We start from the raw sequence: 14,679 nt of genomic DNA on the forward strand, positions 1-14,679 counted from the left end.
CCCCTCGGCATCGCGGCGAGCGATGACGAGGGGCCCTTCGCTGACCTGGGTCAGTTGCTGCTGGGCGCGCTCTGCCCGGTGATCAGGAAGATCACATGCTCACCGGCGTTGACCGCGTGGTCGGCGAAGCGCTCGTAGAAGCGACCCAGCAGGGTGGCGTCGATCGCCGTCTCCACCCCGTACGGCCAGTCGTCGCCGAGCAGCGTCGCGAACAGGTTCTTGTGCAGCTCGTCCATGGCGTCGTCGTCGTGGTCCAGTTCGCCGGCGAGGTCGGCGTCGGGCTTCGCCAGCACCGAACCAATCTTCACGGCCATCCGGTCAGCGATCTCGGACATCTCGGTGAAGACCGCCCGCAGCTCGGCCGGGACGGCGGGAGAGGGGTGCCGGCGCAGTGCGGTCTTCGCCACGTGCTCGGCGAGGTCGCCCATCCGCTCCAGGTCAGCGGCCACGTGCAGCGCGGTGATCATCGCCCGGAGGTCGGAGGCGACCGGCGCCTGTCGGGCGAGCAGGTCGCAGACCCGCTCCTCGACGTGCCGGTAGAGGTCGTCGATCTCGGCGTCCCGCTCGATGACCGTCTCGGCGGCCTGCCGGTCGGCGGTGAGCAGGGCCCGGGTGGCCTGGCGCATGGCGGCGCGGACGCCCTCCGCCATGTCCACCAGCAGTTGGCTCACGATCTGGAGGTCGGCCCGAAACTCGTCGCGCATCATCACGTCCTGTGGTCGGTCGCCGCCGACAGGGTGCCGGCGCAGGGGGGTTGAGCAGGTACGACGCCAACGGTAGGGCGCGCGGACGGACCCTGGATGAACCACGGTGAACGACGCCAGACGTGGGGGTGAACACTTTCGGAAGTGAGGGTATTTCGTCCTGATCTGTGTAGTAGCTAGGTTAACAATGACCCTACGATCGCCGGGTGGAGTGGACGGTGGCGGTCGTGGTGGCCGTGGCGTTGGTGGCCGGGATGGCCGCCGGTTTGCTGCTGCCCCGGTTCGTGCCGAGGCGTGGCGGTCGCTCCACGTCGACGGGGAGCGACAGCCCCCGCTGGAGCAGTGGGAGGCCCGCGATCGCCGACGAGCAGCAGGCCGGGCTCGGCCGCCGGACGATCGACTCGCTTCGGGCCGGTGTCGTGGTTCTGGACAATGATGACGTCCCCGTCCTGATCAACCCGGCTGCCCGCGCGATGGGGCTTCTGCGTACCGGCAGCACACCCGGCTCGATCGCCGCGCACCCACTGATCCGTACCCTTGCCGGCCAGGTGCGACGCACCGGCGTGCGGCGCGAGATCGAGCTCGACCTGCCCCGGGGCCGCGACAGCGCGGGGGAGAACCCGCTCGGCGTGCACCTTCGGGCGATGGGTCTTGGCAACGGCTTCATCGCGGTCGAGGCGGTCGACGTGACCGAGTCGCACCGGTTGACCCGCGTGCGACGCGATTTCGTGGCCAACGTGAGCCACGAGCTCAAGACCCCGATCGGTGCCCTCCAGCTGCTCGCCGAGGCATTGCTGGACGCGACCGAGCCGGCCGACGCCGCAGCGCCCGATCTCTCCGAGGACCTGGTGGCCGCCCGCCGGTTCGCCGAACGGATCCAGCACGAGTCGACCCGGCTGGGCCGGCTGGTGCAGGAATTGCTGGAGCTGACCCGGCTGCAGGGGGCTGAACCGCAGCCGCCACCGGAGCCGGTCGCGCTGGACTGGGTGATCGCCGAGGTGGTCGACCGGACCCGCACCACGGCGTCCGCGCGGGGCGTGGAGGTGGCCGTGGAGGGTGCGCGTGGCCTCACCGCGTACGGAAGCGACTCCCAACTCGCCACGGCGGTGGCGAACCTGGTGGAGAACGCCATCAACTACTCGGGCGAGGACACCACGGTGCGGGTGACCCTCCGGGGCGACGACGAGTACGTCGAGGTCGCCGTCGCCGACCAGGGCATCGGCATCGCCCCCACCGACGTGGACCGGATCTTCGAGCGGTTCTACCGGGCCGACCAGGCCCGCTCGCGTGCCACCGGCGGCACCGGGCTCGGCCTGGCAATTGTGAAACACATTGCGAGCAACCATGGCGGACGGGTCGAGGTGTCGAGCACTCTTGGTGGTGGATCGACGTTCACCCTCCGGCTGCCCGCCAGCCCACCGGACGACCTTCTGGCGACACTGCCGCCGGTTGGGATCGAACCCGGACCGACTGGGCTACGGCAGGTCTGACAGCAAATGGAAAGGAAATCCCCGTTGAGCCGCGTTCTGGTGGTCGAGGACGAGGAGTCGTTCTCCGACGCCTTGTCGTACATGCTCCGTAAGGAGGGCTTTGAGGTTTCGGTCGCCGCGACCGGCACCGACGCCCTCACCGAGTTCGACCGGACCGGCGCCGACATCGTGCTGCTCGACCTGATGTTGCCCGAGATGTCGGGGACCGAGGTCTGCCGTCAGTTGCGGCAGCGGTCCGCCGTGCCGATCATCATGGTCACCGCCCGGGACAGCGAGATCGACAAGGTGGTCGGGCTGGAGATCGGCGCCGACGACTACGTCACCAAGCCGTACTCGCCGCGCGAGCTGGTCGCCCGGATCCGCGCGGTGCTGCGCCGGCAGAGCCCCGAGGTGGCTGAGGCGGGTGCGCCGACGTTGGCCGCCGGGCCGGTGCGGATGGACATCGAGCGGCACGTGGTGACCGTCGACGGTGGGGCCGTGCAGCTGCCGCTGAAGGAATTCGAGCTGCTGGAGCTGCTGCTGCGCAACGCGGGCCGGGTGCTCACCCGCGGCCAGCTCATCGATCGGGTCTGGGGCGCCGACTACGTCGGTGACACCAAGACGCTTGACGTGCACGTCAAGCGGCTGCGCTCCAAGATCGAGCCGGAGCCGTCGGCGCCGCGCTTCATCGTGACCGTCCGGGGCCTGGGCTACAAGTTCGAGCCGTGATCGGCGTACCCGAAGGGGCCCGCGCTCAGCGCGGGCCCCTTCGGGCTTTCCGGCAAGAGCCGTCAGAGTTCGTCGGCGGGGTGCGGGGCGATCATGCCCTGCTTCGTCCTGGTCGCGCACAGCTCGGCCAGCCGCTCGTAGGCGGCAGCACCGATCAGCGCGGTCAGCTCCGGCCCATACGACAGGTACATCGGCTCGGTGCCGACGTGGGCGTCCGTCGAGGAGGTGCACCACCAGTCCAGGTCGTGCCCGCCGGCTCCCCAGCCTCGCCGGTCGAACTCGGACAGGGTGGAGACCAGCACCTTGCTGTTGTCCGGCCGATTGACCCAGTCCTGATCGCGGCGGATCGGCAGCTGCCAACAGACGTCCGGCTTGTATTCCAACGGGTGCACCCCGTCGCGCAGCGCCTGGGCGTGCAGCGCGCAACCGCCCCCGCCGACGAAGTCGGCGTCGTTGAGGAACACGCACGGGCCGTCGGCGCCCTGGGTGGCGGTGCGGCGAGCCGGGTTCTTGCCGTCGATGGTGTCCTCGTCGGTCCAGTTCTTGAACCCACGCCGGAAGTGCTGCCAGGTCGACGGGGTGAGCCGCTTGACGGCGGTGCGGACCCGCTTCTCGTCGTCCGAGTCGGTGAAGAACGCCCCGTGCGAGCAGCAACCGTCGGCGGCCCGGCCGGCGATGATGCCGTGGCAGCCCTTGCCGAAGATGCAGGTCCAGCGGGAGAGCAGCCAGGTCAGGTCGGCCCGGATCAGGTGCGTCTCGTCGGCCGGGTCGGCGAACTCGATCCATTCCCGAGGGAAGTCCAAGGGCACCTCGCGGCTGCGCGGGTCGCCCGGGTCGTCCACCAGCACACGGAGCTCCATCGTCACCCGGCCCAGCGTACGCGCGGTGCGGTCCGCAGGCCGGTGAGCCGCGCAAACGTGTTGCGCCTAGGGTCATCACCATGCGACTGGGTGTCCTTGACGTCGGATCCAACACGGTGCACCTCCTTGTGGTGGACGCGCACCACGGCGCGCACCCGTGGCCGGCGCACTCTGAGAAGGTGGTGCTTCGGCTGGCCGAGCAGATCGGCCCCGATGGCGCGCTGACCGAGGCGGGTGCGGATGGCCTGGTCAAGGCGGTGGGCATGGCCAAGGCGGCGGCTGCCGGGCTGGAGGCCGACGACCTGATCGCGTTCGCCACGTCCGCCGTGCGCGACGCCACCAACGCGGCGGACGTGCTGGGTCGGGTCCGTGACGAGACCGGCGTACGCCTGGCGGTGCTCTCCGGGGCGGACGAGGCGCGGATGACGTTCCTGGCCGTGCGGCGGTGGTTCGGGTGGTCGGCCGGTCGGCTGTTGGTGCTGGACATCGGTGGCGGCTCGCTGGAAATCGCCGCCGGCATCGACGAGGACCCGGACGCCGCGGTCTCGCTGCCGCTGGGGGCCGGTCGGCTGACCCGCGAGCGACTCAAGGTCGAGCCGGGCAGTATGACTCCGCCGTCGGCGGAGGCCGTGGAGAAGCTTCGGGAGTACGTGGACGGCCGGCTGGACAAGGTCGTCGACCAGCTGACCGAGGTGGGCTGGGGTCGGGTGGCGGCCACCTCGAAGACGTTCCGCACCCTGGCTCGACTGGCCGGGGCGGCACCGTCGGGTGCCGGGCTGTGGACACGACGGCGCCTGACCCGGGCCGGGTTGCGGCAGGTCATCGGCTTCATCCGGCACATCCCGCCGGCGCAGCTGATGGAGCTGGAGGGCGTCAGCGCGGGCCGGGCCCACCAGTTGCTGGCCGGTGCCGTGGTCGCCGAGGCGGTGATGCGTCGCCTGGATCTCGACTCGCTGGAGATCTGCCCGTGGGCGCTGCGGGAAGGTGTCATTCTCCGCCGGCTCGATCAACTCGAACCGCTCTGACCCAGTGGCCGTTTTCGGTTGGTTTGCCGGCGCTCGTCACGATGCCCCGGGCACTGCCGGGCTACGCTGGCTGATGTGACTTCCGGCGTTCCCGTGCTCCTGTCCAGCTCGTCGGTCTTTCCCGAGCCGACCGCGGCGGCGTTTCAACTGGCTGCGGCGCTCGGCTACGACGGCGTCGAGGTGATGGTCTGGACCGACGTGGTCAGCCAGGACGCGGGAGCGCTGCGCGGCCTCTCCACGCACTACGGCGTCCCGGTGCTCTCGGTGCACGCGCCCTGCCTGCTGGTCACCCAGCGGGTGTGGAGCCCGGACCCGTGGGAGCGCCTGCGCAAGGCCGGCGAGCTGGCCGAGACGCTGGGGGCGCCGACAGTCGTGGTGCACCCACCGTTCACCTGGCAGCGCGACTACGCGCGTAACTTCGCGGAAGGGCTGGCCACTGTCGCGGACCGGTTCAGCGGGCTGCGCTTCGCGGTGGAGAACATGTACCCGGTGCGGATGGCGGGCCGGCAGTTCGTCCCGTACGTGCCGGGTTGGGATCCCACCGACGCTGGCTACCCGTCGTACACCCTGGATCTGTCGCACTGCGCGGCCTCGCACAGTGACCCCCTGGAGATGGCCGACCGGATGGGCACCGGGCTGGCCCACGTGCATCTCGGCGACGGCACCGGCGAGGGTCGCGACGAGCACCTGGTGCCCGGTCGCGGCACCCAGCCCTGCGGTGAGCTGCTCTCCTCGCTGGCCGGCCGGGGTTTCACCGGGGCGGTGGCGGTGGAGGTCGCCACCCGCGGCGCGAAGAGCCGCGCGGTGCGCGAGGCGGATCTGCGCGCCGCGCTGGAGTTCGCCCGTCAGCACCTGACCGCGTCGTCCCCGGTCGACGCCTGACCTCCTCCGCCCGCGATGGGCGGTGGCGGTGTCAGCTGACCGGTGAGAGGGAGTCGACGCTGGAGGTCGGCTGCGCGGCCACCGTCACCTGCTCGCCGACCGCCGCCCGCTTGCGGGCCCGGTGCGCGGCCACGTGCGAGCGGGTGGCGCAGCGCTCCGAGCAGAACCGCCGGCAGCAGTTGGACGACGTGTCCAGGTAGACGTTGCCGCACCGCTCGTCGGCGCAGACCCCGAACCGGGCGCTGCCGTACTCGCAGAGCCAGACGGACAGCCCCCAGACCGCGCCGGCCAGGTATTCGGCGCTGACCGAGGCCCCCCGACTGGTCACGTGCATGTGCCAGTCGCTGGAGTCGTGCCCGGAGATGCGCGGCTGCACCGGGAACGCCTCCAGCAGCCCGTTCAGCTCGGTGACCGCCTGGGCGTCCCGCCCCGAGGTGCCGTACTCGAAGACGTCACGGAGTCGTTTCTGCGCCCGGCGGAAGATGGCGACGTCCCGGTCCGCGACCTCGTCGCCCATCCAGGCGTGGTCGTCGGTGAAGAGGGCTCGCAGGTCGTCGAGGTCGTCCAGGCGGGCGTTGACCAGGTCAACACCGGTCCGGGCGTACGCGTCGAAGTTCACGCCCCCAACGGTAGACGACTCACGAGGCGCGTGGCGCGTCGATGTAGTGCGGCAGGAACCGCGCGTAGCCGTCGGTGATCAGACTCGCGCTCTCCCGCACTCCCACGCCGGCCGACTCGCCGTCGACGATCCAGCTGCCCAGTACCACCCGGTTGCCGGCGAACTGCGGCAACGCCCGGAACTCCTGGTAGCACCAGCCCTCGTCGCCGTAGATCCCCGGGTTGGTGATCTCCTCGTCGGCGGTGACGATGCGTACCGAGCCGCCCTCGCGGCCGAGCAACGGCTTGGCGACGTACTCCGGCATGCCGCGCGGCGAGTCGAGGTACGCCGGGAGCAGGTACTCGTGGCCGGGGTACAGCTCCCAGAGGACCGCGAGCAGCGCCTTGTTGGAGAGCAGCAGCTTCCAGGCCGGCTCGATCCAGGTGGTCGGGGTGCCCGGGGCCAGGGCCGCCGGCCCGTACGGCTCGGCCAGCATCCACTCCCACGGGTAGAGCTTGAAGCAGGTGGTCACCGGGCGGTCGTCGGCGTCGACGAAGCGTCGGCCGTCCCAACCGATCTGCTGGATGGGTTGCAGCTCGACGCTCAGACCGGCCTGTCGGGCGGTCTCGGCGAGGTAGCCGGCGGTCATGTGGTCCTCGCCGGACTCCTCCTCGTCAGACCAGAGCACGTGCACCCGGGGGTCGTGCAGCCCGGCCCCGATCTTCGCCCACGCGCCGACCAGCCGCTCGTGCAGGCTGTTCCACTGGTCCAGCTCCGGTCGGGTCTGCTCCAGCCAGTACCACTGGATGATGCTCGCCTCGACCAGCGCGGTGGGGGTGTCCGCGTTGTACTCCAGCATCTTCGGCGGCCAGGTGCCGTCGTACGCGAGGTCGAAGCGCCCGTAGAGGGTCGGTGGTGCCTCCCGCAGCGACCGGGCCACCGCCTCGGCCGCCCACTGCGGGATGCCGAACTCGGCGTACCGGCGCTGCGCCACCACGTGCTCGGCGGCGGCGACCGACATCCGGTGCAGTTCCTCGGTGGCCTCCTCCAGCCGCAGCACCTCGTCCAGGTCGAAGGCGTACGCGGCGGTCTCGTCCCAGTACGACATGATCCCGCCGTCGGGCAGCTCGGTGTCGACGTAGACCAGCCCCTGCGACCGGATGGTGGCGTCCCAGTCGGGGCGTGGCGTGACCGTCTCGCGGCGCATCTCAGCCGCCGCAGGAGGCGAGGTGGGTGCCGAATCCGCCGCGTTCGGGCACTGCGGTGGTGGTCGGTTCCGGGGCGGCGCGACCGGCGGTCGGGTCGGCGACCCGCATTGCCAGCGCAACGGTCTCGCCGCCGCCGACCGGCCCGAGGGCGCAGTCGTCGTCATCGTCGTCGTCCGAGGTCATGTTGCAGCCGGAGAGGGCGAGCGCCAGAGCGGTGAGCGCGCCGAGCTGCACGGAGGCCGACCGGAGCCGGCGGCGGGGGCGTTGGTCCACGGCATCGTTGTAGCTGATCGACGCCACCGCCGCCGCCCCGCCCCCATGTCGAGGTGGCCCAGCCGCCCCCCGGCGGGGGCCCTGGCAGGGGCGTTACGCTCGGCTCATGCTCCGTTCCGTCATCCTCGCCGCCTCCCGGTCATCCCAGGTCGAGCGGCTCGTCGCGACCGCCCCGTACACCCGGGACGTCGTCCGCCGGTTCGTCGCCGGCGCCGCCACCGACGACGCGTTGCGCGCGACCCGCGGGCTCGTCGACGACGGTCTTGCGGTCACCCTCGACCACCTCGGTGAGGACACCGTCACCCCCGAGCAGGCCACCGCCACCCGGGACGAATACCTGAGACTGCTGAAGATGCTCGCCGCCGCGGGGCTCACCCCGGCCGCCGAGGTGAGCGTGAAGCTCTCCGCTCTCGGCCAGATGTTCGACGAGCAACTGGCGTACGACAACGCGCGGGCGATCTGCGCGGCGGCCGACGCGGCGGGCACCACTGTCACCCTGGACATGGAGGACCACACCACCACCGACTCGACGCTGGAGGTGCTGAGCCGGCTGCGCAAGGACTTCCCGTCGACCGGCGCGGTGCTCCAGGCGTACCTGCGCCGGACCGAGTCGGACTGCCGGGAGCTCTCCTCGGCCGGATCCCGGGTGCGGCTGTGCAAGGGGGCCTACAAGGAGCCGGAGTCGGTGGCGTACCAGTCGGCCCGTGAGGTGGACAAGTCGTACGTGCGCTGCATGAACATCCTGCTGTCCGGTGACGGGTACCCGATGCTGGCCACCCACGACCCTCGGATGATCGCCATCGGTGAGGACCGGGCCCGGTGGTTCGACCGGGGGCCGGAGCGTTTCGAGTTCCAGATGCTCTACGGCATCCGCCCCGAGGAGCAGGCTCGGCTGGCCGGCGAGGGCTACACCGTGCGCACCTACGTCCCGTACGGCGACGAGTGGTACGGCTACCTGATGCGCCGGCTCGCCGAGCGCCCGGCCAACCTGGTCTTCTTCGGCCGTGCCCTGATCTCCAAGAAGTAATCTCCCCGATTCGGCCGACGGGCCGGCGGCGACCCCCACGGGTCACCGCCGGCCCGTCTTCGCGTACCGGTCCGCCGACGATGGCTAGGTGTCTTAGCTTTAGCGCCATGACGACTAGCCAGGTGCGGCGGGACGGCGGACACATCGCGTACGAGGTGCACGGTGCGGGGCCGTTGGTCGTCCTCGCGCACGGCATGGGGGAGAACAGGGCGAGCTATCGGCACCTCGTGCCCCTGCTGGTGGCTGGTGGTCACCGGGTCGCCTCGGTCGACGTCCGGGGGCACGGCGAGTCCAGCGTCGGCTGGCCCACGTACGCCCCGGCGGAGGTCGGCGCGGACCTGCTGGCCGTGGTCCGCGACCTCGACGCCGGGCCGGCCGTGCTGGTCGGCAGCTCGTCCGCGGCGGCGGCGGTGGTCTTCGCCGCGACCGACGCGCCCGAGCTGGTCACCGGCATCGTGCAGATCGGCGCGTTCGTCGGTCAGCCGAAGCTCAACCCACTGCTGCGCTCGGCGATGTGGGCCGTGCTGCGCAGCCCGCGACTGTTCGGGAGGTTCCACCACACGCTGTTTCCGGTGCACCGGCCCGCCGATGATGCCGCGTACCGCCGCTCGATCGTGGCCAACCTGCGCGAGCCCGGCCGGATGGCCGCGATGCGCGGCGTGATCGCACCGGCCGAGCCGCACTGGACGGCCCGTGCCCCGCAGGTGCGGCAACCGGTGTTGGTGCTGATGGGCGCCCAGGACCCGGACTTCCCCAACCCCGGCGCCGAGGCGCGGGCCGCCCGGCGGCTCTTCGGCACCGCCGAGGCCCGGATGATCGAGGAGTCCGGGCACTACCCGCACGCCGACCGGCCGCAGCGCACCGCCGAGGAGCTGCTCGGCTTCCTGGCGGTGTGCGCCGGCGCCTAGGGGCATCGGTGGGTGAGCGGGTGGCCGGTCCGATCGGCCCGGGGCGGTCTCGCCGCATCCGCCGATTGGTCGTACCCTTCGGCGGGTGACTGACGGGGTGCAGCAGCTAGCACCACGGCGGCTTTGGCCGCTGTGGACAGTGCTCGTGGTGGTCTTCCTGCTGCTGGGCTGTGGCCTGCCGGCGGTGCTCGTCGTTGGCGTGATCCGGGAGACAGGCGCTCGCCCCACGATCAGCCGGGCGGGCGTCTCGGCGACCGACGATCCGGCGACCGCCGTGGCCCGGGGGTTGTCCGACCGGATCACCGCCCAGCTCCACCGGCAGTCCGCGGCACTCCTCGGCGGCGACCGCGCGGCGTTCCTCGCCGTCGCCGATCCCGCCGCCCACAACGACCTGCGCCGCCGCTTCGGCGCGCTACGCGAGCTCAAGGTGACCGGCTGGCGAGCCGAGCCGAGTGGCCTGCCCGTGCCGATCATCGGCAAGCCCGGCGAGTGGCGTCTTCTGGTGCGCTTCCAGTACTGCTTCGTCACACCGAACTGCCGGCCCAGCCCGGTGCTGATCGGCACCCGGTGGCGGGAGAATGGCGACCTGCCCCGGTTGGTCGCCATGGAGGAGTCCAAGTCGGTGGAGACCGGCACCCGGCCGTGGGAGATCAGCGACCTGGCCGTCGCCATCGGCGAGCGGACCATCGTCGCCACCACCCCGGCGTTGCGCGGCAAACTGCCCAGCCTGCTCACCCAGGCCGAAGCTGCGGCCAAGGTCGCCGACGGGTACGGGGTGGCCGGATCGCGGCCGGACCGCTACCGGATCTTCTACGCCGGCCGCACCGAGTGGCAGCGCTGGTACGGCGGCGAGCGACCAGAATGGACCGGCGGTTACGCGGTGACTGTGGGTGGCGGGCACCACGAGGTGGTGCTCAACGCCGAAGGGCTCTCCAGCAGCGGCACCGACGACCTGCTCCGGCACGAGCTGACCCACGCGTCGTCCCTGCCCGAGCGCGGCTATCCGGGCAAGGACACCTGGTGGCTGGTGGAGGGGCTGGCCGAGTTCGCCGGCGCCGGCGACCAGGCGGTCGACCGGTACGAGGGGATCGCCGAGGTGCGCAAGCTGGTCCGGGGCGGGTGGGATGGCAAGTTGGCGGGCATCAACCCGGCCGACGACGCCTCCGCCGAGCGGGTCGCCGGCAGCTACGGCGTCGGCTACCTGGCCGTCCGGCACCTCGTCGACAGGTACGGGCCGCAGCGGCTACTCACCTTCTTCAAGAGCGTGGTGCACGATCGCAGGACCCTCGACGCGGCCGCCGAGACGGCGTTCGGCGAGCAGTGGTCGACGCTGCACGACGAGTGCGTCGCGTACATCCGCGCCACCGCCGCCTGACGCAGCTCGGGGGTGGTCTGCCGGTGCGCCGTACCATCGATGGGTGCGCCGTCCTCAGTCGTCACGGCCCGCCAGCACCACGCGGCCCCGCCTGCTCATCGCCCTGACCGCCGTCGCCGTCCTCACCGCCACCACCGCCGCGTCCTGCGGCGACGAAGACCCCGACCTCGCGCTCGCGTCGGCCGCCCGTAACGCGGTCATCGAGGTGATCGACGCGCCGGCAACGGTGACCGCGCGGGCCGCCGCCACCCTGACCGCTCCCGCCGACGGCACCCTGGCGAGTCTGCGCGTCCAGCCTGGACAGCCGGTGAAGCGTGGCCAGGTGCTCGCCGTGGTCGACTCTCCGACCGCCCAGCAGCGGCTCCGTCAGGCGAAGGAGGCGCTGGCCGCCGCGAAGCGCGCCGGTCGGGGCAGCAGCGTGGGCGACCTGACCAGCAGTCGACGCGGCACCGACAAGGCCGCCGACGAGGCGTTCGACGCCGCCCGGAAGGCCGCCGAGAAGATCGCCGACCCGCAGTTGCGGGACGCGCTGTCGACCCAGGTGACGTCGGCGCAGCGGCAGTACGCCGCCGCCGCGCACAGCGCCGACCAGGCCGTCCGGGCGGTGCAGCGGGGGATCAACGGGTTGAGCTCCGCCGTCGGCGCGCTCTCCGCGGCGCAACGGCTCCAGGCCCAGCAGGCGTACGACCTGGCGAAGGCGACAGTCGACGCGCTGACCCTGCGCGCACCGATCGCCGGGGTGGTGCAGCCGGGTGGCACCCGGGCCGGCGGTGGCGCGAGCGGTGGCCTGGCCGGGCTGTTCGAGCAGGCCGGTGCTGCCGGCCTCGACCCGTCCGTGCTGGCCCCCAGCCAGAGCGGGCCGCCCGCCGGGGTGGACGACGCGGTAGTGGTCGGCGGGTTGGTCACCGCCGGTACGCCGGTGCTGACCGTGGTGGACACCGGGCAGTTGGGTCTGCTCGCCGAGGTGGACGAGACCGATGTGCTGCTGGTCAAGGCCGGCGTGTCGGCCACGGTCGAGTTCGACGCGGTGACCGGTGCCAGCTACGACGCCACGGTCCGGTCGGTGGACGTGCTGCCCACCAACTCCGCGCAGGGCGGGGTCACCTATCGGGTACGCCTCGCGCTGGGCACCGGGAAGTTGGCCGAGGACGAGCCGGCGCCGACGCCCCGCCCCGGCATGAACGCGATCGTGCACCTGCGGGTACGCGAGGCCGCCGACGCGGTGACCGTCCCCGCCTCGGCGGTGTTCTCGGCCGACGGCCGGGACGCGGTCTGGGTGGTCCGTGACGGCAAGGCTGGCCGAGCCTCGGTGACCGTGGGCGTCCAGGGGTCCGATCTGGTGCAGATCCTCAACGGGGTCCAGCCCGGCGACCGGATCGTGGTGCGCGGCACCGACCAGGTGCGCGACGGTCAGGACGTGCGATGACCGGTGCCCCGCCGGCGATCGAGGCGGTGGATGTCTCTCGGACGTACCAGCTCGACGGGGTGTCGGTGGAGGCGCTGCGTGGGGTGTCGCTGGTGGTGCAACCGGGGGACTACGTGGCCCTGGTCGGCCCGTCCGGCTCGGGCAAGTCCACCCTCATGCACCTCCTCGGCGGGCTGGACCGGCCGACCGGCGGCCGATTGGTGATCGGCGGGCGGGACGTCAACGCCCTCGCCCCGCCGGAGATGGCGACCCTGCGCAACGAGACGATCGGCTTCGTCTTCCAGGCGTTCCACCTGCTGCCGCGTACCTCGGCGGTGGAGAACGTGGCCCTGCCGCTGGTCTACCGGGGCGTGTCGGCCCGGCAGCGTCGCGAGCGGGCAGCGGCGATGCTCGGCCGGGTCGGCCTCGGTCACCGGCTGGACCACCGGCCCAACCAGATGTCCGGCGGTGAGCAGCAGCGAGTGGCGATCGCCCGCGCGTTGGTCACCGAGCCGACGGTGCTGCTGGCCGACGAACCCACCGGCAACCTGGACAGCGTCACCGGTGCCGCCGTGCTGGAGCTGTTGGAGCAGTTGAACGCGGAGTCCGGGGTGGCGCTGGTGATGGTCACCCACGACCAGGAGGTGGCGGCCCGGGCTCAGCGGCGGATCACCATGCGCGACGGCGTGGTCGTCGCGGACAGCGCCGACCCGCGCTCCACCCATGATCGACCGCCGTCCGTTGATCACGGTCGACCTGCGACACTGGTCCCCGCTCCCAGCGCGGAGCCCCGGTCCGCGTCCGGAAGCGGTCCGGGGCACCCGTCCGGTGGCTCCGGTGGCGCCGCCGGAGCCACCGGGCGCCTTCCGCGCGAGGCCGAGAGCAATCCCGGAACCAAACCCGGGGGTACGGCGTGAGGGTCGCCGAGGCGTGGCGGGTGGCGCTGGACGCCCTACGGGCCAACCGGCTGCGCAGCGCGCTGACCATGCTCGGGGTGATCATCGGGGTGGCCTCGGTGGTCCTGCTGGTGGCCATCGGCACCGGCACCAAACAGAAGGTCGAGCAACAGGTCGAGGGCCTCGGCTCCAACCTGCTGCTTGTCGTCCCCGGCCGGATCGAGGTGGGCAACGCGCCGGTGGTCTCGCCGCTGACCCTCAAGGACGTGGACGCCGTCACCCGGGTGGTCGGCGACCCCGATCGGGTGGCGGTCACCGTCGCCTCCGGGGCGACCGCGCGAGCCGGTGCGCGCTCCGACTTCACCACCGTCCAGGGCGTGCTGGAGACCACCCCGACCGTGTTCACCCGGGAGTTGGCCCGGGGCCGCTACCTCACCCGCACCGACGTGGACACCGGTCGACGGGTGGCGGTGCTCGGCGACTCGGTGGCCCGTGCGCTCTTTCCCGACCGCGATCCGCTCGGCCAGCAGGTGGCGCTGGCCGGGGTGCGGTTCCGGGTGATCGGGGTCTTCGCGCCACTCGGGCAGAGCCTCGGCGTCGACCGCGACGACGAGGTGCACGTGCCGGTGACCGCCGCGCAGCGACTCTGGGGCACCCAGCGGGTCGACGGCATCGCGGTGAAGGCACCCGACCGGGAACGGATCGACGAGTTGGGCGAACAGATCGTCGCCGAGCTGAACCGCCGCCACCCGGACACCGAGTTCAGCGCGGTCACCCAGCAGCAGATCCTCGGCGTGCTCGGCGACATCCTCGGTGTCCTCACCGGTGTGCTGGCCGCCATCGCCGGCATCTCGCTGCTCGTCGGTGGCGTCGGCGTCTCCAACATCATGCTGGTCAGTGTTCGGGAACGGACCCGGGAGATCGGGCTGCGCAAGGCCGTCGGCGCGCGTCCCCGCGACATCGGCGTGCAGTTCCTGCTGGAAGCGGTGCTGCTCACCACGATCGGTGGGCTCACCGGGATGGCGCTGGGCGTGGGAACCGCCCTGCTGGTCGACGCGCTGTCGCCAATTCCGGCCGCGATCACCTGGTGGTCGTTGGCGCTCGCCTTCGGTGTGTCGGCGGTGGTGGGCATCGTCTTCGGGGTGGTCCCCGCGCAGCGCGCCGGTCGTCTCGACCCGGTGGTCGCGCTGCGCACCGAATGAGCAGCGCCGCAACAACCGGACAGCGGACGCGGGCGGGCGGATACCGGGAGCGCGGATCGGGTGAACCGACCACCGAAACATGATCAGTTGCAGGAAGGGATCGCGCCGGTCACAACCG

At 71.9% G+C, this 14,679-nt stretch carries 15 protein-coding genes; 10 read left to right on the forward strand and 5 right to left on the reverse strand.

Annotated elements, in window-relative coordinates; translation table 11 throughout:
- Nucleotides 1-50 precede the first annotated feature (50 nt).
- Nucleotides 51-704 (reverse strand): phosphate signaling complex protein PhoU, encoded by a 654-nt coding sequence (gene phoU / locus IF46_RS0121490; RefSeq protein ID WP_030490153.1) that lies wholly within the window; start codon nucleotides 702-704, stop codon nucleotides 51-53.
- A 206-nt stretch (nucleotides 705-910) separates the two neighbouring features.
- On the opposite strand from phoU, the gene IF46_RS0121495 reads away from it, so the two are divergent.
- Complete coding sequence (locus tag IF46_RS0121495) at nucleotides 911-2,194, forward strand: sensor histidine kinase (RefSeq protein WP_030490154.1); 1,284 nt, start codon at nucleotides 911-913, stop codon at nucleotides 2,192-2,194.
- 24 nt (nucleotides 2,195-2,218) lie between these two features.
- Nucleotides 2,219-2,902 carry a response regulator transcription factor gene (locus IF46_RS0121500; RefSeq protein WP_030329696.1) on the forward strand — a complete coding sequence of 228 codons (684 nt, stop codon included), beginning with the start codon at nucleotides 2,219-2,221 and terminating at the stop codon, nucleotides 2,900-2,902.
- Nucleotides 2,903-2,964: 62 nt separating this feature from the next.
- On the opposite strand, the gene IF46_RS0121505 is transcribed toward IF46_RS0121500, so the two are convergent.
- Nucleotides 2,965-3,762: a hypothetical protein gene (locus IF46_RS0121505; protein WP_030490155.1), complete on the reverse strand. Its 798-nt coding sequence runs from the start codon at nucleotides 3,760-3,762 to the stop codon at nucleotides 2,965-2,967.
- Nucleotides 3,763-3,842: 80 nt separating this feature from the next.
- On the opposite strand from IF46_RS0121505, the gene IF46_RS0121510 reads away from it, so the two are divergent.
- Both IF46_RS0121510 and IF46_RS0121515 read left to right on the forward strand, forming a co-directional pair.
- Nucleotides 3,843-4,787, forward strand: coding sequence for a Ppx/GppA phosphatase family protein (locus tag IF46_RS0121510; RefSeq protein ID WP_030490156.1), 945 nt, complete (start codon nucleotides 3,843-3,845; stop codon nucleotides 4,785-4,787).
- 75 nt (nucleotides 4,788-4,862) lie between these two features.
- The gene (locus IF46_RS0121515; protein ID WP_084597984.1) at nucleotides 4,863-5,669 is read left to right on the forward strand and encodes a sugar phosphate isomerase/epimerase family protein; all 807 of its coding nucleotides are present in this window, start codon (nucleotides 4,863-4,865) and stop codon (nucleotides 5,667-5,669) included.
- A 31-nt stretch (nucleotides 5,670-5,700) separates the two neighbouring features.
- Here the strand turns inward: IF46_RS0121515 and IF46_RS0121520 are convergent, their stop codons facing one another.
- The 3 genes from IF46_RS0121520 to IF46_RS0121530 are packed head-to-tail and all read right to left on the reverse strand — an operon-like array spanning nucleotide 5,701 to nucleotide 7,748.
- Nucleotides 5,701-6,288: a CGNR zinc finger domain-containing protein gene (locus IF46_RS0121520; protein ID WP_030490158.1), complete on the reverse strand. Its 588-nt coding sequence runs from the start codon at nucleotides 6,286-6,288 to the stop codon at nucleotides 5,701-5,703.
- 19 nt (nucleotides 6,289-6,307) lie between these two features.
- The gene (locus tag IF46_RS0121525) at nucleotides 6,308-7,474 is read right to left on the reverse strand and encodes a glutathionylspermidine synthase family protein (protein WP_030490159.1); all 1,167 of its coding nucleotides are present in this window, start codon (nucleotides 7,472-7,474) and stop codon (nucleotides 6,308-6,310) included.
- Between the two features lies 1 nt (nucleotide 7,475).
- Complete coding sequence (locus IF46_RS0121530; RefSeq protein ID WP_232234107.1) at nucleotides 7,476-7,748, reverse strand: hypothetical protein; 273 nt, start codon at nucleotides 7,746-7,748, stop codon at nucleotides 7,476-7,478.
- A gap of 106 nt (nucleotides 7,749-7,854) precedes the next feature.
- On the opposite strand from IF46_RS0121530, the gene IF46_RS0121535 reads away from it, so the two are divergent.
- The 6 genes from IF46_RS0121535 to IF46_RS0121560 all read left to right on the forward strand — a co-directional run bounded on the left by IF46_RS0121535 (nucleotide 7,855) and on the right by IF46_RS0121560 (nucleotide 14,561).
- The gene (locus IF46_RS0121535; protein ID WP_030490161.1) at nucleotides 7,855-8,775 is read left to right on the forward strand and encodes a proline dehydrogenase family protein; all 921 of its coding nucleotides are present in this window, start codon (nucleotides 7,855-7,857) and stop codon (nucleotides 8,773-8,775) included.
- 107 nt (nucleotides 8,776-8,882) lie between these two features.
- A complete protein-coding gene (locus IF46_RS0121540; RefSeq protein WP_030490162.1) occupies nucleotides 8,883-9,683 on the forward strand; it encodes an alpha/beta fold hydrolase in 801 nt (266 codons plus the stop codon).
- A gap of 85 nt (nucleotides 9,684-9,768) precedes the next feature.
- Nucleotides 9,769-11,058: a hypothetical protein gene (locus IF46_RS0121545; RefSeq protein ID WP_030490163.1), complete on the forward strand. Its 1,290-nt coding sequence runs from the start codon at nucleotides 9,769-9,771 to the stop codon at nucleotides 11,056-11,058.
- Nucleotides 11,059-11,101: 43 nt separating this feature from the next.
- Nucleotides 11,102-12,484, forward strand: a complete 1,383-nt coding sequence (locus IF46_RS0121550) for an efflux RND transporter periplasmic adaptor subunit (protein ID WP_030490164.1) — start codon at nucleotides 11,102-11,104, stop codon at nucleotides 12,482-12,484.
- A complete protein-coding gene (locus IF46_RS0121555; protein ID WP_051724054.1) occupies nucleotides 12,481-13,380 on the forward strand; it encodes an ABC transporter ATP-binding protein in 900 nt (299 codons plus the stop codon). The genes IF46_RS0121550 and IF46_RS0121555 overlap by 4 nt, the downstream gene beginning before the upstream one ends.
- The gene (locus tag IF46_RS0121560) at nucleotides 13,377-14,561 is read left to right on the forward strand and encodes an ABC transporter permease (protein ID WP_030490166.1); all 1,185 of its coding nucleotides are present in this window, start codon (nucleotides 13,377-13,379) and stop codon (nucleotides 14,559-14,561) included. The genes IF46_RS0121555 and IF46_RS0121560 overlap by 4 nt, the downstream gene beginning before the upstream one ends.
- Nucleotides 14,562-14,679: the final 118 nt, after the last annotated feature.

The sequence above is a fragment of the Micromonospora chokoriensis genome (assembly GCF_000718555.1).
GTDB classification, from domain to species: Bacteria; Actinomycetota; Actinomycetes; order Mycobacteriales; family Micromonosporaceae; genus Micromonospora; species Micromonospora chokoriensis_B.